This is a genomic window from Stieleria neptunia, from assembly GCF_007754155.1.
Classification (GTDB): Bacteria; Planctomycetota; Planctomycetia; order Pirellulales; family Pirellulaceae; genus Stieleria; species Stieleria neptunia.
This window is the reverse complement of the sequence record NZ_CP037423.1, coordinates 9237058-9255344: the sequence shown is the minus strand read 5'-3', so window position 1 is coordinate 9255344 and position 18287 is coordinate 9237058. Positions and strand designations below refer to the sequence as shown.

The 18287-nt window shown below is 61.2% G+C and carries 11 protein-coding genes; 6 read left to right on the top strand and 5 right to left on the bottom strand.

The features are described 5' to 3' along the window. Nucleotides 1–4 precede the first annotated feature (4 nt). The 4 genes from Enr13x_RS32340 to dapB form a co-directional block, all read right to left on the bottom strand. Nucleotides 5–1237 carry a DUF1559 domain-containing protein gene (locus Enr13x_RS32340; protein WP_145391022.1) on the bottom strand — a complete coding sequence of 411 codons (1233 nt, stop codon included), beginning with the start codon at nt 1235–1237 and terminating at the stop codon, nt 5–7. 73 nt (nt 1238–1310) lie between these two features. Beyond that, nucleotides 1311–1496, bottom strand: coding sequence for a hypothetical protein (locus Enr13x_RS32335; RefSeq protein ID WP_145391021.1), 186 nt, complete (start codon nt 1494–1496; stop codon nt 1311–1313). An 836-nt stretch (nt 1497–2332) separates the two neighbouring features. After that, nucleotides 2333–2698 carry a hypothetical protein gene (locus Enr13x_RS32330; protein WP_145391020.1) on the bottom strand — a complete coding sequence of 122 codons (366 nt, stop codon included), beginning with the start codon at nt 2696–2698 and terminating at the stop codon, nt 2333–2335. Beyond that, nucleotides 2698–3501: a 4-hydroxy-tetrahydrodipicolinate reductase gene (gene dapB, locus Enr13x_RS32325; protein WP_145391019.1), complete on the bottom strand. Its 804-nt coding sequence runs from the start codon at nt 3499–3501 to the stop codon at nt 2698–2700. The genes Enr13x_RS32330 and dapB overlap by 1 nt, the downstream gene beginning before the upstream one ends. Before the next feature lie 433 nt (nt 3502–3934). Between dapB and Enr13x_RS32320 the strand changes: the two genes are divergently transcribed. The 6 genes from Enr13x_RS32320 to ccsA all read left to right on the top strand — a co-directional run bounded on the left by Enr13x_RS32320 (nt 3935) and on the right by ccsA (nt 13440). Beyond that, nucleotides 3935–4570, top strand: a complete 636-nt coding sequence (locus tag Enr13x_RS32320) for a signal peptidase II (RefSeq protein ID WP_145391018.1) — start codon at nt 3935–3937, stop codon at nt 4568–4570. Nucleotides 4571–4609: 39 nt separating this feature from the next. Next, complete coding sequence (gene hisN / locus Enr13x_RS32315; RefSeq protein ID WP_390621050.1) at nt 4610–5464, top strand: histidinol-phosphatase; 855 nt, start codon at nt 4610–4612, stop codon at nt 5462–5464. 57 nt (nt 5465–5521) lie between these two features. Further along, nucleotides 5522–5953: a hypothetical protein gene (locus tag Enr13x_RS32310; protein WP_145391017.1), complete on the top strand. Its 432-nt coding sequence runs from the start codon at nt 5522–5524 to the stop codon at nt 5951–5953. Between the two features lie 84 nt (nt 5954–6037). Next, the gene (locus tag Enr13x_RS32305; protein ID WP_145391016.1) at nt 6038–7726 is read left to right on the top strand and encodes a helix-turn-helix domain-containing protein; all 1689 of its coding nucleotides are present in this window, start codon (nt 6038–6040) and stop codon (nt 7724–7726) included. A 171-nt stretch (nt 7727–7897) separates the two neighbouring features. Continuing rightward, nucleotides 7898–9085, top strand: coding sequence for a hypothetical protein (locus Enr13x_RS32300; protein ID WP_231743908.1), 1188 nt, complete (start codon nt 7898–7900; stop codon nt 9083–9085). A gap of 770 nt (nt 9086–9855) precedes the next feature. Next, complete coding sequence (ccsA, locus tag Enr13x_RS32295; protein WP_145391015.1) at nt 9856–13440, top strand: cytochrome c biogenesis protein; 3585 nt, start codon at nt 9856–9858, stop codon at nt 13438–13440. A 96-nt stretch (nt 13441–13536) separates the two neighbouring features. Here the strand turns inward: ccsA and Enr13x_RS32290 are convergent, their stop codons facing one another. Further along, nucleotides 13537–17292, bottom strand: a complete 3756-nt coding sequence (locus Enr13x_RS32290; RefSeq protein ID WP_145391014.1) for a bifunctional proline dehydrogenase/L-glutamate gamma-semialdehyde dehydrogenase — start codon at nt 17290–17292, stop codon at nt 13537–13539. Between the last annotated feature and the right edge of the window lie 995 nt (nt 17293–18287).

Here is an 18287-nt window from a genome sequence, read left to right as displayed (position 1 = left end):
CGCGTTACTGGTTGAGGGATTCGGCGATGACCTCTTTGCCGGAGCGTGTGCCGAGGGCGCCCCACAAGCCGTAGGGGCTTTCCAGGCCGGGGGTGGGTTGCGGGGCGTTGGCGTTGCCCGATTCGACCGAGTCGGTGATGAAGACGACGGCACCGTCACCGGTCAGCATGTGGCAGCCACCGGGGTGCCGGCTGCTCGGCGGCGCGATCGCTTCATTTTCCGCAAACGAGTTGGTGCACAGTCCCTTGTTCGGGGGCAGGATGCAGTTGACTTCTTGATAGATCGGTCGGGCGTCGCACCAGCGAAAGCCTCGGCCTTCACCGAAGCCGGCCGCCCGCGGTTGGTCACCCGGAAAATTTCCGGAGATGACTCCGTCGGCGTCCAGCCAGAACGTGGGGTTTTCGGGGTCGATGAAGTTTTCTTCACAGTAGTTGGGGTTCATTGCGATCGAGCCCGAAAGCGTGATCGCGGGGGTGGTTCGTTTGTCACCGTCTTTCAGGTCGGTGGCGATTTCGCCCATCGCCATGGTGTTGGACAGTCCGTCGAGCACGTCGCGGAAGCGGGTGAATTCGCGCGGCACGAAGAAGCCCCGGTTGACCTTGCTGTTTTGGTCATCGAGTGAATTGATGATCGTCAGCCCAGGGTCCTTTGCTCCAAACGACAGACTGCGGTTGTCACCGCATTGCGGGCCGTAATTGGAACGCCCCATCGCGGGCCGTCCTTCGCCGGGGTCGCTGGGGCAGCGGAACGCGGGCACGTCGGTCCACCACGGGTCGTAGCCGTTCCGCGCCGGGTCGGCCCCGGTACCGGGGGTCGGGGTCGGGCCCATTGCCGGAAAGGTGAACGCGACCGGGGTGGTGATGGGGAAGGGTTGGCTGATCGATTCCCAGAGCGCTTGCTGTTCCATGTAGGGCGTCAGCGGAACCAGGATGCTGAGCAGTTCGTGGTTGCCGAAGTTGTTGCTTTCCCACCAGCTCGTCACGGCGCCGGGGCCGTTGGCCAGCGGTGCGACCGGCGTGGTGCCGCCGTAGTTCATCGGTAGCCGTTGATAGGCGGAGTGGTAGTTGTGAAGTGCCAGACCGATTTGCTTGAAGTTGTTGCTGCAACTCATCCGTCGCGCCGCTTCGCGCGCCGCTTGGACGGCCGGCAGCAGCAGTCCGACAAGGATGCCGATGATGGCGATCACCACCAGCAGTTCGACCAGCGTGAAGCCGGCACGTGTCGAATACCTTCGCATTGAAAACTCCAAGGTTACCGAGACAGAAGAATAAGATCTCTATTAGACGAGCAAATGGCTCTCGTCGCTCCAACTAATTTTCCATTTGCTTCGCCATTTCTTGATCGTATTCCGCCTTTTGGGCGTCCGACATCGCATCGTAACCCGATGCGATCGTGTCGGACTCGCTGGGTTTGTCGATCGTTGACGATCTGCCGCATCCCGCGATCGCGGACGTACCAAGGATCAAGGCAAGCAGAAGGATCGCTGGTCGCGTCATGATGTATCCGGTGAGCAGACGAGTCTGGCGAGGTGCCGTCGCGAGACTGGGATGAGGCAGAAAGCGGAGAAGATTGATCGAAGCACGTGCCAGAAAACAACCGCAATGCACGTGATTCCCTTCTGGATAGACTACACCTTGCCAGGTCGATGTACAAGGTTTGCCGTCGGCGAAGCAGCGCCGTCTCGGCGGGGCAGAATGGGCACTCGACGGTGTCGCTGTTTCGATACCAGGTCAACGAGGGTGATGTCGCCCTCCCAGGGGGCATTGGTATCTATCCGTCCAACATCACCCTCTCCGGCAGAGGTGGTGCAGTTTGAAAGTCACCCTCCTGGCAGGAGGGTCGAGCGCAGCGAGGGGCATAGGCACCAAGTTAAGCGATCCGTTCATCAACGAAGTTGTAGTCACCCTCCCTCTGGGAGGGTCGCGGAGGAGTGTGCGACGACGCGGGGAGGGTTGTTGCGAAGCCAAAGTTGCTAACAACGATGGAGCATCAATGTCGGAAACCCTCCCCTCGCTTCGCTCGACCCTCCCGCACACGGGAGGGTGACTTCTTAACTTGGTGCCTATGGGGTCGAGCGCAGCGAGGGGAGGTCGAACGGTCGATCCCGGCGTTCACTTCACTCTTGATGGGCGCCCCCAAGCAACAACGCAATCCCTCTCCTCGCTACGCTCGACTCTCCCAGGGGGAGAGTGATGAAAATCCTTGACGATCAAAGTCTCAAAAACTGTACGACCTCTTTGCGAGGGGGCCCGAATCAGTTTTTGCCCGTGAAGTTGCGGTTGCCTGACGCGTCGCTTTCGGTGGGGCGCGGAAACCGTTTCTCAGCTCGGTTCTACTCCGATCGGTAGGTTTCGATGGCCTCGGGCAGAGGGTACTGGGTCAGGTCTCGGTCGCCGGGCCAGTGGTTGATTTCGTGCAACCGTCGGAAGCCACGTGTGACCAAATCGCGGCGCTCGGCGACGAAATCGGGGTCCAGGTTGGCCAGTCCCATCGGTCCGTCGACGACCAGCGGTTCAAATCGCGGGTCGTCGATGAACTGGGCCAAGACCGGATTGCAGCGGAGGTGACGTTCGGCGGTCGTGTGCAGGGTTTCGGGGTCGAGCTGGCCGATAACATACCGCAAGTACAAGTCGCTGTCGACGATGGAGGTCACGTCTTGGCCACAGACGTCACATCGATAACCCTCGTCACACTTCATTACATCTCCAGCACGTCGAACATGTCGTACATGCCCTCCGGTTTGTCGTTCAGCCATTTGGCGGCGGCCAGGGCACCGGCGGCGTAGCAATCGCGGCTGCTGGCGGCCACGTTCAACTCGATCCGTTCGCCCAGCATGCCGAACACGATGGTGTGTTCACCGGGATTGTCGCCGACGCGGACGGCGTGGTAGCCGATTTCATTGCGGGTGCGCTGGCCGGTGTGGCCTTCGCGTCCGTGCACGTGTTTGGTGTCGTCGCCCAGCTTTTCCGCGATCAGGTCACCGAATTTGAGTGCCGTTCCGCTCGGGGCGTCGGCCTTGTAACGGTGGTGGCGTTCGATGATCTCGATGTCCAGACCGCCAGGGACATCGAGCAGTTTTTCGGTGATTTGCTGAGCGAGTTTCATCGACAGGTTGACGGCCAACGACATGCTGGGGGCCCACACGATCGGAATGTTCTCGGACGCTTCATTGAGCCGTTCGACTTGCGCGTCGGTCATTCCGGTGGTGGCGACGACCAGCGCGGTTTCGTGCAGTTCGCATTTTTCGATGCAGCGATCGATCGCTTCGGGCAGAGAAAAATCGATCACCACGTCGGCATCGTTGGGCCACTTGGACGACAGCGGGACGTCCAGGGTTTCCACGCCCGCCAGATCACCAGCGTCTTGGCCCAGCAACGGGTGCTGGTCATTTTCGATCGCGGCAACGAGCTGGAGCGTTTTGTCTTCCGACGCCAACGCGACGACTCGGCGACCCATGCGACCGGCAGCTCCGTGGACGGCAATTTTCAGTGGAGTGGACATGATGGAGGCGTGGATCTCAAAAGGAAGACGGCTGCGATGGGGACACGGCAACAATGTAACCCCTGGGGCAGCCGCGTGGCAGGGATGACGCATCTCCGCACGCGGCGTCAGCGGGTTGTCGATTGAGTGAGCCGCGACGCGTAAGCGGCCGGGCATTTCAGCGCCTGCCCGAGGCCTTACGGCCAGCGGCTCACCATTGATTCGGCAGATCCCGGTTAATTCGACAAGCTGGTCAGCCAGTGGCGCGTCGCCCGCCGGGGTGAACCCGTGGCGGTCGCTGACGCGTCCCGCTGGGATTGCGGCGGCGGTTCGCGCAGGTTGACCTGGGCAAGCCGGGCAAACGATTCTACCGTGTAGGCGCGCCCCGCACTCCCACGCGACCTCTCCCACGCACCGATCGCTGGCGGCCACCCGCCGGGCCAGCAGAACGACGATGAATCAAGCAGAATCGACCATGGAACCCTCGGAAACCGGGCTTTCCGGCGATGTGACACCCGCCAGCCGGTCGCTGGTCGGCCGATTTGGCCTGTTTCTCTCGATCGCAGTGGTCGGCGGGGGGCTGGATCTGTGGAGCAAAGCCGCGGTGTTTCGCTGGCGAGGCCTGCCGACCCAGAGTGACATCTGGTGGGTCTGGGAGCCGTACTTTGGGATCGAGACGGCCGTCAATATCGGCGCGGTGTTCGGCGTCGGGGCAGGGCAGGGCACCTTTTTTGCCGGCATGAGCGTCGTCGCGGCGATCGGCATCGTGGTCTGGTTGTTCTGGTTCCGCGCCGCCGAGTCGCTGTGGTTGACCGTGGCGTTGGGGATGGTCGGCGGCGGGATCATCGGCAATCTTTACGATCGCCTGGGGTTTTGGTGGCAAACCGGCTACCCCGACCAATGGCGCAGCGGTGTCCGCGATTGGATCCTGTGGCGAATCAACGAACAGTGGACTTGGCCGAATTTCAACATCGCCGATTCGCTGTTGGTCGTCGGAGCCGGGATGCTGCTGTACCAAAGTTTCTTTCCCGGGCAATTTGCCGGTCCCGCGGTCGGCGATGACGGGCAAGCTGACCAACAGACAACCTGACCTCGTAGACAATCTGACCCAGTAGGCAACGACAAACCGATGACGGATTCAAACATGGAATCGACGGAATTGACTGGACCGGACGCCTGGTCGTCGCTGGAATCGGGTCGGCTTTCGGCCATGGTTTCGATCGCACGCGCCGCCGGAACGCACACGTTGCAGTACTTCGGCACGAGGGATCTGCGTGTCGATGCCAAGAAAGACGACTCGCCGGTGACGATCGCCGATCGGGAAGCCGAACAGCTCGTCCGCGACAAGATCGCCGAGGCGTTTCCTGAGGACACGGTGCAGGGAGAAGAATTCGCCGAGACCGTCGGCCAGTCCCGGTATCGCTGGGTGGTCGACCCGATCGACGGCACCAAGTCGTTTGTGTGTGGCGTGCCGTTGTACTCGACGTTGCTGGCCTTGGAAAAAGATGGCCAGCCGATCGGCGGGGTGATCTTCATTCCCGCACTCGGTGAAATGGTGGTCGCGGCGCTCGGACACGGATGCTGGCACCAGCGGCGATCGATCGATGGAACCCTGCAGGGTTGGACGCAGGCTCGGGTTTCCGGGCGGACCGAGTTGTCTCAAGCGGTGTTTGTGACCAGCCAAGTGGACTCCTTCGACGCCCGCGACGAAACCGCCAGCTATAAACGGATTGAACGGGAGTGCTGGATCACCCGCACGTGGGGTGACGGTTACGGGTACCTGTTGGTCGCGACGGGGCGGGCCGACGTGATGATCGATCCGGAGTGCAATGCCTGGGATGTGGCCGCGATCCTGCCGGTGATGGTGGAATCGGGAGGCCGATTCACCGATTGGAAGGGCGTCGCGACGGTCCGCGGGGGCGATGGGTTGGGCACCAACGGTTCGCTTCACGACGCCGTGCGGCAGATTCTGGGTTGCGAGTGATGCCGGCGGATTGGTAAGCACGGCGGATGAACGAATCTATTTTAGGAGACTGCAAGGATGCATTGGCGAATCGGATTGCTGGGATTGGGTCTGCTGGCCGCCTTAGTCGTCGGCGGCGTTGCCGACCAGCCATCGCCTTATGGGATGCCGGAAAACGCGGGGGGCGGTGGTGATGAAACCGGGCTGCCCCCCGGACAGGCGGTGCGCGGCTTGGGGGCCTCGACGATGCAGCCCGCCGCCAGCGAAATCGGGCCGCAAGTCGCTGCGGCGGGGGAGTTGATCGGGTTTAACGGATTTGACGGCTCGGGAAGTCAAACAATTACGCTGGTTCATACCGGAAAAATGCAAATCGCCGTGTATCATATCGATAGGTCGGGCCAGATCCGCTTGGTCAGCAGCCGCCCGATCGATGCCGACTTTTCCTTGTCGCTCAACCTGACGAAGCCACTTCCCGGTCAAATCCGACTTCTTGGCAGTCCAGTCAAGTAGCGTTTGCCGGTGATCCGAGCGATAGGGAAACGGGGCATCCTTTGGACCCAATATTTCTCCCCCCGCTCGAATCAATCTTCGCCCATGTCTTATCTGTCACTTGAAGAAGCTGCTGCAAAACTAGGGATCAGCACCGATCGCCTCGTTGAACTTCGCAGCCAAGGCCAAGTCCGCGGTTTTCGTGACGGTTCCAGTTGGAAGTTCCCCGACACCGAAATCGACCGTTTGGCAGACGAATTGGCGGACGGATTCGGGTCCGGGATTTTGGTCGACGAGTCGGGCGCGGGATCGGGCAGCGTGATCGGCGGTGATGCGGCGGCCGATGGTGACGGCAGCGATTTGGGCATCGGTTCGGAGACGCCCGGCGAAGGCAGCGACGTGAACTTGGTGACGGGTTCCAAAGAAGACGGCAGCGACGTCGCCTTGGTGGCCTCGGACAGTGGCAAACTGGGCGACGAGCTGGAGCAGGATTCGCTGTTTGAGAGTGACGAAAACGCGTTGCAGGAAATCGATTCGGCGGAATTAAAACTGAACGATCCGGCGTTGATGGACGACAGCATCGATTCGATCGACGTCGCCATTGATCCCAAAGAAGGCAGCACCGGGCCGGTCGCCAAGGCCGAGATCCAAGCCGAGGCCGACAAGATCTCGATCAGTGACGTCGACGTCACCGATGACGCCAGTTCGGACGATGAATTTGCCTTCGCCGGCTCGTTGTCCGAAGACGACAGCGATGATTTGATGCTGGGCGAAGATTCGGACAGCTTGGATTTGGATTCGTTGTCCGAGGATGAACTGCAGGTCAAGGCGGCCGGGGCGAGCAGTCTGGAGCTGATGAATGAACTCGATTCGCCGGATTCTGGGGAACAACTCAAATCGTCCGGTGCCGACGTCTTGAGCGAATTGGATCTGCTCGGCGCCGAACAGTCCGGCAGCGGCAGCGGTCTGATTTCGGGCGACAGCGAAAATCTGTTGACGTCGTCGGGTTTGGGCAGCGGGCTCGGGTCCAGCGTGATCAACGAGATGGACGACGCCTTGGATGAAGACGATGACTTGGTGATCGCCGATGACGATGCCGATTTGATGCTCGATAGCGTCAGTGATATTTCGGTCGCCGGCGACAGCGGAATCAACCTGATGAGCCCCAGCGACAGCGGATTGTCACTCGAGAGCGAGCCCCTGGATCTGGCCGGCAGCAGTTTGTCGGCGCTGGATCTGGGTGCCGAGCTGACCGACGGCAGCGGGATTTCTGGATCCAGCGGCAAGAACGCCGGAGGCAGCGGGGCGGGATCGGACGAGGAATTCCAGCTTTCGCCATCCGGAGTCGGATTGGACGCGGATTTGGAAAGCAGTTCACAGGTCATCGAAGTCGAAGATTCGGAACTGGTCGGCGAGGCCGTCGATTTTCAAGATGACTTCGCCGACGACGCGGGATTTGCCGATGCAGGTTTCAGCGATGCGGAACCGCTGGGGGCTGACGCGTTTGAAGAATCGCCCGCCGGGATGGAAGGGGAAGCCCTCGGTGGGGAAGCGATCGAGCTGGACGAGGTCGACGAATCGCCTGCCGTCGGCGCCGCGGTCGGCATGGGGGGCTACGAAGTTCCCTTTTCGCTGCTGCAGTGCCTCTCGCTGATGTTCATCATCTTGACGCTCTCCCTGGGCGGCATGCTGATGACCGATCTGGTTCGCAACATGTGGACCTACAACGATATCTCCTCGCCGGTCAGCGCCCTGACCGATTCGCTGATCGGATTGATGGGCTGGGATTCCTGACCGAGGCTGGGATTCCTGACCGAGGCTGGGATTCCTAACCGAGGCTGGGATTCCTGACTCGCATTTTGGCCCTGGCGGGTACGAAGAAGGGTGGTGGCGCGTCTATACTAACCAGGTACGGATGCCACATTCCCACCTGAGACGGACTTCACCCTCCCGCCCGCCCCCGCTATGAACGCGCCCATGATTCCGGATCTGAGAGAGAAAGTACGCCACGAGGGTGGCGGGATCCGAAGACGGCTTGCCGTTCTGCCGGTGCGGATGTCCGCGGCGTTGCTGCTAGCGACGCTGATGCTGGCGACCCTGATGATCGGGGGCTGCGAACAACCGGAGGGAATCGTCACCTACAAGATTCCCAAGAAGGTCCCCGAGCAGTTGTTGCCGGGCAAGGATCGGTTGCTGGCGGTGATGGTCCCCCGCGGCGAAAAAGTCTGGTTCTTTAAAATCCTCGGCCCCGAAGACGCGGTGTCGCTGATCGACGAAGAATTTCAATCGTTTGTCAAAAGTGTCCAATTCGATTCGCGCGACGAACCCGTGCTGGAAGCGCTGCCCGAGGGCTGGCGTCGCGGCGGAAAAAAGCCGATGCGATTCGCAACGATTGATATCAACACGCCCAAGAAGCAATTGGATTTGAGCATTTCCAACCTGTCGGCTCCCGGCACAATGGATGAGACGGCGTGGAACGACTATGTCCAGCAGAACGTGAACCGTTGGCGCGGCCAAGTCGGCTTGGACCCGTCTACCGAGACATGGTCCGGCGGCGAACCGATTGAGGTGGCCGCCGCTCAGGGCGAAGCCGTCTGGGTGGATCTGGTGGGTCAGCCCGGCGCCGCCACGGCCGCTCCGATGGGCATGGTGCCTGGCGCCGGCCCGATGGGCATGCCGCCGGCCGCTCGACCTCCCATCAACGCGTCGACCGGCAACGCGCCGCAGGGCACGCCGGCACCAACGTCGCTCCAATCGGAGACGCCCGAGGGTTGGCAGCGATTGGACGTCCGGCCCGGCGGGATGCGTGAAGCGGCGTTCAAAGTCGGCGAGTCAGAAATCACGGTGATCACGGCCGGCGGCGACCTGCGTAGTAACGTCGCACGCTGGATGGGGCAGGTCGCCGGAGGAACGCCCGAGGAGGCCGCGGTCGATGAAATGATGGCCGGCGCCGAGAAATTCGACGTTTCCGGTCGTCCGGCACAGCGGTTTATCATCGCGGGTGATGCCGAAAAAGGCCAGAAATCGATCGATGCGACAATTGTTGAAATGGAAAGTGGACGCAGCAAGTTCATTAAAATGACGGGTGATCCGAAAACCGTCGCCGAGCAATCCGATGCGATGCGAGCGTTCTTGGATTCGCTGTCGTTCTAGAAATTCGTTCCCGGGCTCCGCCTGGGAACGCGATGGAAGGTGAGGCTCAGCCTCACGCGGTGGACGGAGGCGGAGCCTCCGGCGCAGTGCGTTCCAAGGCAGAGCCATTGGAACGAGTAGCAGGACCTCGTTCCCAGGCTCCGCCTGGGAACGCGATTGGAAGGTGAGGCTCAGCCTCACGCGGTGGACGGAGGCGGAGCCTCCGGCGCAGTGCGTTCCAAGGCAGAGCCATTGGAACGAGTAGCAGGACCTCGTTCCCAGGCTCCGCCTGGGAACGCGATTGAGGTGAGGCTCAGCCTCACGCGGTGGACGGAGGCGGAGCCTCCGGCGCAGTGCGTTCCAAGGCAGAGCCTTGGAACGAGTAGCAGGACCTCGTTCCCAGGCTCCGCCTGGGAACGCGATTGGAAGGTGAGGCTCAGCCTCACGCGGTGGACGGAGGCGGAGCCTCCGGCGCAGTGCGTTCCAAGGCAGAGCCTTGGAACGAGTAGCAGGACCTCGTTCCCAGGCTCCGCCTGGGAACGCGATTGAGGTGAGGCTCAGCCTCACGCGGTGGACGGAGGCGGAGCCTCCGGCGCAGTGCGTTCCAAGGCAGAGCCATTGGAACGAGTAGCAGGACCTCGTTCCCAGGCTCCGCCTGGGAACGCGATTGGAAGGTGAGGCTCAGCCTCACGCGGTGGACGGAGGCGGAGCCTCCGGCGCAGTGCGTTCCAAGGCAGAGCCTTGGAACGAGGGCTTCATTCAGCTGAATCAAAACAAACAGAAGTAAGCAAATGGCGACCATTCCCAATCCGACCGGCCAGTTCCCTGATGAGCGTGAAGAGTCGACCGTGATCTCGTCGGCCGACGTGCTTGCGGCGCTCGGTTCGCTCAAGCTGACCGTCGGGCTATTCGCCGCCTCGTTGATCATCGTCTTGGTCGGCACGCTGGCCCAGGACGAGATGAACATGCAAGACGTCAAGGAACGGTACTTCGTTTCTTGGATCGCTTGGATGCACTTTGACGATTTCTTTCCCCAAGCGTTTTTCCCACACGCCAACCCGATCCGCGGCATCATTCCGTTTCCCGGCGGTGCGTTGATCGGCGTGTTGCTGATGATGAACTTGATCGCGTCCAAAGCGACGCGGTTCCGGGTGTCGGCGTCGGGCGGACGTCTGGCCGCGGGGATCGTGTTCATCCTGGCCGGATTTGTCGTCGCCGGTTTGATCATCGCCAGTGGGCACAGCAGCGATGGATTGCAGGGCGCGCCGCCGATCTCGTATGAATCCCTTTGGACGGTCGTGCAGGGCATCGGGGTCGCCGCTGCGATCGGTTTGACCGCCGTGTCGACCAATGTCAAACATCGTTCGCTACGCGTCACCGGTTACATCACCGCGGCGCTGGTGGCAGGCGTCATCGCGTACACGTTCTTCAGCGGCGCGCGGATCGGTGATCCGGGCTTGCGGATCGTTTGGCAATTGACCAAGGGGCTCGGTGCCGGTGTCATCTTGCTGGTCGGGTGTTTGTTGATCTTCGGACGCCAGGGCGGAAACCTGTTGCTGCACTTCGGCGTCGGGCTGTTGATGTTCGGACAATTCGCTTTCGGTGACCGGCAATTGGAACAGCGGATCAGTCTGGTCGAAGGCGAATCGACCAACGCGCTGATCAACCTGGACAAGGTGGAATTGACCTTCATCGTGCCCGGCGAAGAAGAAGACATGGTGACGGCCATTCCCGGGCCGCAAATCAACCAGGCGTTGTCCACCGGCGAACTGATCCGCAACGATGCGTTGCCGGCCGATGTCAAGGTGGTCGCGTTCTATCAAAACTCCGACCTGATCAATCCCAAGCCGACCGGCAATCCGGCAACCAAGGGCGTCGGGTTAGAAGTCCAGGCCGTCGAAGCCCGCAAGCGTGGCGGAACGGATGGGGAAGTCAACGTGGCGGCGGGCTACATCGAATTGATCGACAAGGAGACCGGCGAGTCGTTGGGCACCCATCTGGTCAGCCAGATGTTGTCCGATCGAGAAACCTTGATTCCGGGCGGAACGGCCAAGGATGTTTATGACGAAGTCACGATCAACGAGACGGAGTATCAGATCGGGCTGAAGTACCACCGCGAGGTGAAGCCGTATTGGGTTCACTTGGAAGACGTGCAACGTCGCAACTACAGCGGCACCGAAACGCCACGCGACTACAGTTCCTACATTCGCATCATCGACCCCGAAACCGGCGAAGATCGTCGCGAGCGGGTTTGGATGAACAACCCGCTTCGTTACCGTGGCGAAACGTTCTTCCAGTCCAGTTACACGCCACTGCCCGGCGGAAAAGAACTGACGGGACTGCAAGTGGTGCGCAACAGCGGTTGGCTGATTCCCTATGTCGCCTGCAGCATCATGGCGCTCGGCATGCTGGCCCACTTTACCGGAACCCTCAAACGATTCGTCGGACGTCGGGAACGGGAACGGGCCAAGGAGATGGCCGAGATGAGCCAAGAGGATCGACAAGTGCTGACCTCCTCGCGACCGGCCGTGATCGCGTTCAACATCGCCGCCGTGCTGGCTTTGATGATGTTGGTCCCGTGGTCGGCGGCGATGACGTCGCTGAAACCCGATTCGCGTGACAAGGGCTATGACTTCTACACTGCCGGCAAAATCCCCGCGCAGTTCGGCGGCCGGGTCTTGCCGCTGGATGCCTTTGCCCGCCAGACGCTCAAGGCGATCAGCAACAAAGAATCGCTGCCGATGGAAAACGCTCCCGGGGCCATCAAGAGCCGCGTCGACAAGAAATCCATGCCCGCGATCCAGTGGTTGATGGAAGTCGCGATCGACGATCCGGCGCTGAAGTATTTGCCGATGTTCCGTGTCGATGCGGAAGAGGTGCGGAGCCAATTGAAATTGGATCGCCGAGAGAGTCGTCTGTATTCGCTCGATGAACTGTTGGCCGAGTGGCCCAAGGCCGACGCGCTGATCAAGGCGGCCCGCGGCAAAGACGAAGCGGCGTTGTCGTTCAAGGAAAAGAAGCTGCTTGAGCTGGATCGTCGAACACGTCAATACATGTTGACCGCCGAGGCATTCCAGTTGCCGCGTCCGCCGGAAATTCCGACCGACAACTTGCCCGAACGGATCACCGAAGAGATGGTGCGACGATTCGCAATCGATGAATTGCAGCGGCGGATGGCGTCGATCCAGAGTATGCCGACCGCACGAATCGTTCCCCCGACAAAGGACGAGGCGACCGACGCCGTCAGCGATCCCGATTGGTCAGCCTTCGCACCCGCCTTCTTCGCCGATGCCGCCAAGGGCCCTTCGGATGACTCCGATCGCAAACTGGCTTCGGATCCGTTCAGCCGGATGATCGAGTCCTACAGCGACGAGAAGAAAGATTACGAAGCGTTCAATCAAGCGGTCGATGACCAGCTGGCGCTCTCGGCCGCGTATCCGATTCCCGGACTGACTGCCAAGAAAGTCGCCCTGGAACGTTGGATGGAATCCAATTCACCGGAGGTCCGCTCGACCATCTTGTATATCGGCGGAATGATCATGGCGTTGCTGTTCTTGGCGATCGGCGACCACCGCTTGAGGAACGCGACGTGGGGCGTGTTACTGGTCGCGGCACTGATTCACTCGGTCGCGATCCTGAGCCGGATCTATATCACCGGTCGGGCGCCGGTCATTAACATTTACTCCTCCGCCGTGTTCATCGGTTGGGCCGCCGTCTTGGGCGGTCTGGTGATCGATCGAATCTTCCGATTGGGATTCGGGAACCTGGTCGCCGCGACCGCCGGAACACTTTCCCTGTTGGTCGCCAGAGGACTCAGCAGTGGCGACACGATGCCTGTCTTGCAAGCCGTGTTGGATACCCAGTTTTGGTTGGCGACCCACGTGATCAGCGTTTCGCTGGGCTACGTCGCCACGATGGTGGCGGGCATGCTGGGGATCGGCTATCTGATCAGTAACTGGATCGGCGCCGAAGAACGCGCCGGGCGTTCGCTGTACCGCATGATCTATGGCGCGGCGTGCTTCGGGATTCTGTTCAGCACCGTCGGAACCATCCTCGGCGGGTTGTGGGCCGATGACAGTTGGGGCCGGTTCTGGGGCTGGGACCCAAAAGAAAACGGCGCATTGCTGATCGTGATTTGGAACGCGTTGATGCTGCACGCCCGCTGGGACGGCATGGTCAAGGCGCGTGGCTTTGCGATCCTCTCCATCGGCGGGAACATCGTCACCGCGTGGAGCTGGTTCGGGACCAACGAACTGGGGATCGGATTGCACAGCTACGGCTTCACCCAGGGTGTGCTGATGTGGCTGACGATCTTCATGGCGACGCAGTTCGCGTTTTTGATCGCGGGTTTGTTTGCATGGCGCAAAGTGGGGTAAGCATCCTGCTTGCCATCCAGAGTGCGTCAGCACTCTGTTTGCCAGGTAGTCCCATCGCAAGCTGGAAGCTTACGCCACGGATCGCAAGCTGGAAGCTTACGCCACCGGTTGTCGGCGGCCGAGGTTGCCGTAGCGGTGGTAGTCGTGGGAGATCGATTGTTCGTTGAGGTAACGCAGCATCTCAATCTCCGCATCATCGACCACCGTTTCCGCGAGGATGCTGATGAATGCCTGTCGGCAGGCGTCGTGCACGAGTGACGGCAGTTGCTTCGTCGCGGTCAACAAGCGGAGACGATCGACGCGGCCGTCGGAGATTTCTTCCGCCAACGCCTCATCGGATTCTTGCACCCATTCGCATCGCCACGGCGTGACGGCGTTCTCGATCAGGTGTTCGGAAATGGTTTCCAAGGTTGGGACCAAATCGGAGGATTCGTCGCACAGCGAGTAGGTCACCGGACAATTCGCCGCCGCCGCGGCCAGCATGGAAACGGCCAAGTCGTCTGCGGTTGCGTCTCCCTGCAGCCGGACGCGAAGTTGTCCCACCGGTAGATAACGCCGCCAATTGTCTTGGCCGACCAATCGCACGTGATCGTGCATCGCTCCGGTCAACTGCCCGGCGACCCGTTTGGCGGACGTTGCGAATCGCGTCACACGGTCGATGTCGGTCACGCCTGCATCGGGCGCGGCGATCGCATTGAAAGCGTCGTCGACCGACGTGGTTTCGGAAGCCATCGTCGGCTTCGCGTCGTCGTGCTGATCCTCGCTTGGCGGTGTGGAGTCGGTGTTTTCGAATCGCATCAGCGGCAGCACGTAGTGCGGGCCACCGGCTTTGGCGCCGGGGCCATAACCGCTGCTGCCGATTCCGCCGAAGGGTTGTCGCAAGACGATGGCGCCCGTCGTGGGACGGTTGATGTACAAGTTGCCGGCGCGGATGTTGTCTCGCCAAAGCCGTTGCTCACGGTCGTCCAAACTCTCCAGCCCGCTGGTCAGACCGTAGCCGGTCGCATTGACCATCTCGATCGCTTCTTCAAGTCGGGTGAAGGACATCACGCCCAGCACGGGACCGAACAATTCGGTGCGATGCGTAAAACTTCCACGCCGCACGTTCCATTTGATTCCCGGTCGATATAACTGGCGGTTGTCGCCGACCCGGCGTGGCATCACCAGCCACTCTTCACCGGATTCCAATTCCTTGATGCCTTGTTCCAGCACGCCGCTGGGTGGGCGAATCAAGGGACCGACACGTGAGGACAGGTCCCAGGCCGAACCGACCGGCAAGCTTTCGGCGGCATCGGCCAGCGTGTTTCGAAAGTCGGCATCGTTGTAGAGTTCTTGATCGAGCAACAGCAACGACGTCGCGCTGCATTTTTGACCCGAGTGACTGAAGGCGCTGTGCAAGAGATGTTTGATTGCCAGGTCGCGATCCGACAGCGAGGTCACGATCGTCGCGTTCTTGCCGCCGGTCTCCGCGATCAGCTGCAATTCGGGCCGCTGACGCAGCATCGTTTGCGCCGTCTCGGTGCCGCCGGTCAGGATCACCGCGTCGATTCGCGGATCGTCGACCAACCGTTTGCCCGCACCGGAGCCGCTACACGGGACCAGTTGCAGCGCGGTTTCGGGAACACCGGCGTCCCAAAAACACTTCGCCAGTCGGTAAGCCGGCAAAACGGTATTGCTGGCGGGTTTTAATATCACGGTGTTGCCCGCTGCGAGTGCCGCAACGACGCCGCCACAGGGGATTGCCAGTGGGAAATTCCAAGGACTGATCACGGCGACGGTCCCGCGCGGCGAGGCCGAAAACGGGCTGCTTTGTTGTCCGGCGCGCTGGAGGTAAGGCCGGACGGTCAACGGGTAAAATTCGGTGAAATCGATCGCCTCGCTGACTTCCGGATCGGCTTCGGAGATTAATTTTCCGCCATCGATCATCATTGCGCCGATCAGTTCACCGCGCCGCGCTCGCATGTTCTGCGCGGCCTTGCGAAACAGTTCGTAGCGAGCGTCCCAAGACATCTGTCGCCAATCGGCCGGATCGTCGCTGGCGCAGCCGATCGCATCGTCGACATCTTGCGCCGTCGCTTCGGTAAACCGGCAGGCCACGTGACCGGGTCGCGACGGGTCCATGGATTCGCGCAGCACACGACCGTGGGGAGCGTCGGTTGAACCGGGCGTTGCATCTGGCGCGCGGGTCTGGCCGGCCACGCGGAGCGGGACGTGTTCGGCGGCATCGTCGCAGCGCGGCTTCCATTGGTCCACGATCGATTCGGCCCACTCGCTGTGCTGGGTCAGCGCCCAATCGGTGTCCGGTTCGTTGACGTAGGACCTCCAATTCGACGCGGCCGCCGGTTGGCCGGGGGGCGTTCGTCGGTCTTGGGTCCGACGAGGAACCTTCGCAACGCTGTCGATCATTGCCAGTGATTCGCGAAAGCCTTCGGCAAGCCGGTTCCAAGTGTCGGAGTCGGGTGAAAGCCGGAACGAATAACGCAAGAAGTTGTCGTTGCCTGTGTTCTCATCCAAACGGCGGATCAGGTAGCCGATCGCGTTGATGAAATCTTCGCGGCGACAGGCAGGGGCATAAAGCAGCATTCGGGGAGCGGATTCAAACAGGGCGCGGCGCTGATGATTGGCCATCCCTTCGAGCATTTCGAATTGCATCCGGTCCAACACCGTCGCTTGCAACGCGTGGTTTGTCTCGACACCGCGTCGTTTGGTGCGGTAACCCCAGCGCATCGCCAGGGCAATGTCGAACAGGTTGTGCGAGGCGACACCGATGATCAGATGGCCTTCGGCGGCGGCTCGGATCATCGAGCGCAGCATGCGTTTAAAGTTCGCGTCGGTCTGCGTCTTCTGCGTGTAAGGGGTCTGTGGCCATCCGCCCACGGACGCTTCGACGCGTTCCATTTCCATGTTGGCACCCTTGACCAGTCGCACGGTAATCGGAACGCCACCACTGCGAACCCGTTCGGCCGACCACTCGATCAGGTTGGTCAGCACGTTGAAGGAATCGGGGATGTAGGCTTGCAGGGCGATGCCGGCACGCACCTGTTCCAGCCCCGGGCGGGCGAGTGTTTCGGTGAACGCGTCGGCGGTCAGATGCAGGTCGCGGTATTCCTCCATGTCCAGATAGACGAACTTGGAACTGACGGTTCCGTCGGCGCGGGTGAATCGTTCCCGCGCCGCGGCGCGATACAGCAACTCCAGTCGATCCGACACGACCGCGACGGTGTGGCGACGTGCGATCGTCGAAATTTGGCTCAACAGGGTCGAGAGTTTGACGCTGATGCAAGCGATCTCGGGGATCTGCAACGCGCGCAGATAGTTTTGCAGCCTGGCGTTGGCGTCGTCTTCCCCCAACAACGACTCACCCAAAAAATTGACGTTCATCAGCACGCCGGAATCCTGACGCGCGGCCAAGTGCTCGCGCAGCGGTTGCTCCTCCGCCGGCAGGATCACGTTGGCCGTTTCCTGCCGCATCTTGTCCTTGACCAGCGGCACCGCGACGCCGGGCAGATAGCCGCCGAAGGTTTGGAACCCGCGGAGCATGGTTTGTTCCAGCGGACTGAAAAAACGCGGCACACCCTGGACGTCCAAGATGTGGGTCAACTGATCGGCCACACGTGCGGGGCTGTGCGTGCGAAACGCCTGGTCGGTCATCTCGACCAGCGTTGCTTTGTCACCGGGGCGACTGATCATCCGATCCAATTCGGCTTGTTGATGACGTTCCTGAGGGGTTTGTAGGGCACGCGATCGCTGCAGCAGCGCCTTGGCGATCTCAATCGCCGCATCGGCATCGTCGTCGAAGTGGTCGTCTGCGATCGCCAGCAGCGAGGCAAGGTCCAGCGGGGTGTCACTCATCGCACAAGGTTCCCAGCGTGAAGGTCGAGAGAGTGGATTCGTTTTATAGCAGCAAACGAATGGGTGTCGCCCCGTCGCGCATTCGAACGGGCGATGTCGGTCGGTGATCGGCCGCTCTCCGGGATCCTACGGCGCAGGGATGACCGTACGATGGGGGCAAGCGGGAGGCTCAAGTGCGAACGCAACCTGGTGGTCCGCGACCCGGAAAACGAGTTGCAGCGCGCCATGCGTGATAGCGGGATGACAGAATGGTTTGAAGTGGCAGAATGATACGGGGCGACAATGATGTCCCGGCCGCTCCGATCGTAGACCCAGGATCAGACGGCTACTCCATCATTCTGCCCCTGATCGTGCTGCCATCCCCGTCTCAGGTTCGGGCTCGTGCCACCCACTGCATGCCTCCGCAATCGATGGGCAAGGCGGCTGCTATCTAATCAGTGGGAGGCACTCAATTGACTTGCGATGTCTTGCAGGCCCGGAGGGCCGGTAGAGTGTCTGCCGGTGGTGTCAGCCCAATGCCATCTACTTTGACGCCAAGCGGGGTGTTTTTGTTAGCGGTAGGGCGCGAGCCCTCCGGTCTTTCACGGTATTTTTGAAGCGCAACCGGAGGGCTCGCGGGCTGTCGATTTTGTGAGCCGCGACGCGTAAGCGGCCGGGCATTGCGACGCTGCCCGAGGCCTTACGGCCAGCGGCTCACCATTGACTCAGCAGATCCCGACTAAATCGACAGCCCGCTCGTGCCGTTCCGCTAACACCTTTAGAGCGAAAGCCATCCGGAGGTGGCGCTGCGCTGACCTCCGGCTACTCGCTGTGATCCCTCCGGGATGTCAATTGTAGACGTGGCGGATTTGATCGTCGCGGAAGGCGCCCAGACGCTCGCGGCGTGGGCCCTCTCTGGCATTTGCTTGCTGCGCAAACGCCGTCTCTCCCAGAGGGAGAGAATCTAGATCGGTTGCCAAAGGCTGCCGGCACAATCGAGATCCCCAGAGATACCG

What these genes read in the sequence shown, in the direction of transcription:
- Enr13x_RS32340 (WP_145391022.1), bottom strand. Translation starts at nt 1,237, where the DNA reads ATGCGAAGGTATTCGACACGTGCCGGCTTCACGCTGGTCGAACTGCTG.
- Enr13x_RS32335 (WP_145391021.1), bottom strand. Translation starts at nt 1,496, where the DNA reads ATGACGCGACCAGCGATCCTTCTGCTTGCCTTGATCCTTGGTACGTCC.
- Enr13x_RS32330 (WP_145391020.1), bottom strand. Translation starts at nt 2,698, where the DNA reads ATGAAGTGTGACGAGGGTTATCGATGTGACGTCTGTGGCCAAGACGTG.
- dapB (WP_145391019.1), bottom strand. Translation starts at nt 3,501, where the DNA reads ATGTCCACTCCACTGAAAATTGCCGTCCACGGAGCTGCCGGTCGCATG.
- Enr13x_RS32320 (WP_145391018.1), top strand. Translation starts at nt 3,935, where the DNA reads ATGAATCAAGCAGAATCGACCATGGAACCCTCGGAAACCGGGCTTTCC.
- hisN (WP_390621050.1), top strand. Translation starts at nt 4,610, where the DNA reads ATGACGGATTCAAACATGGAATCGACGGAATTGACTGGACCGGACGCC.
- Enr13x_RS32310 (WP_145391017.1), top strand. Translation starts at nt 5,522, where the DNA reads ATGCATTGGCGAATCGGATTGCTGGGATTGGGTCTGCTGGCCGCCTTA.
- Enr13x_RS32305 (WP_145391016.1), top strand. Translation starts at nt 6,038, where the DNA reads ATGTCTTATCTGTCACTTGAAGAAGCTGCTGCAAAACTAGGGATCAGC.
- Enr13x_RS32300 (WP_231743908.1), top strand. Translation starts at nt 7,898, where the DNA reads ATGAACGCGCCCATGATTCCGGATCTGAGAGAGAAAGTACGCCACGAG.
- ccsA (WP_145391015.1), top strand. Translation starts at nt 9,856, where the DNA reads ATGGCGACCATTCCCAATCCGACCGGCCAGTTCCCTGATGAGCGTGAA.
- Enr13x_RS32290 (WP_145391014.1), bottom strand. Translation starts at nt 17,292, where the DNA reads ATGAGTGACACCCCGCTGGACCTTGCCTCGCTGCTGGCGATCGCAGAC.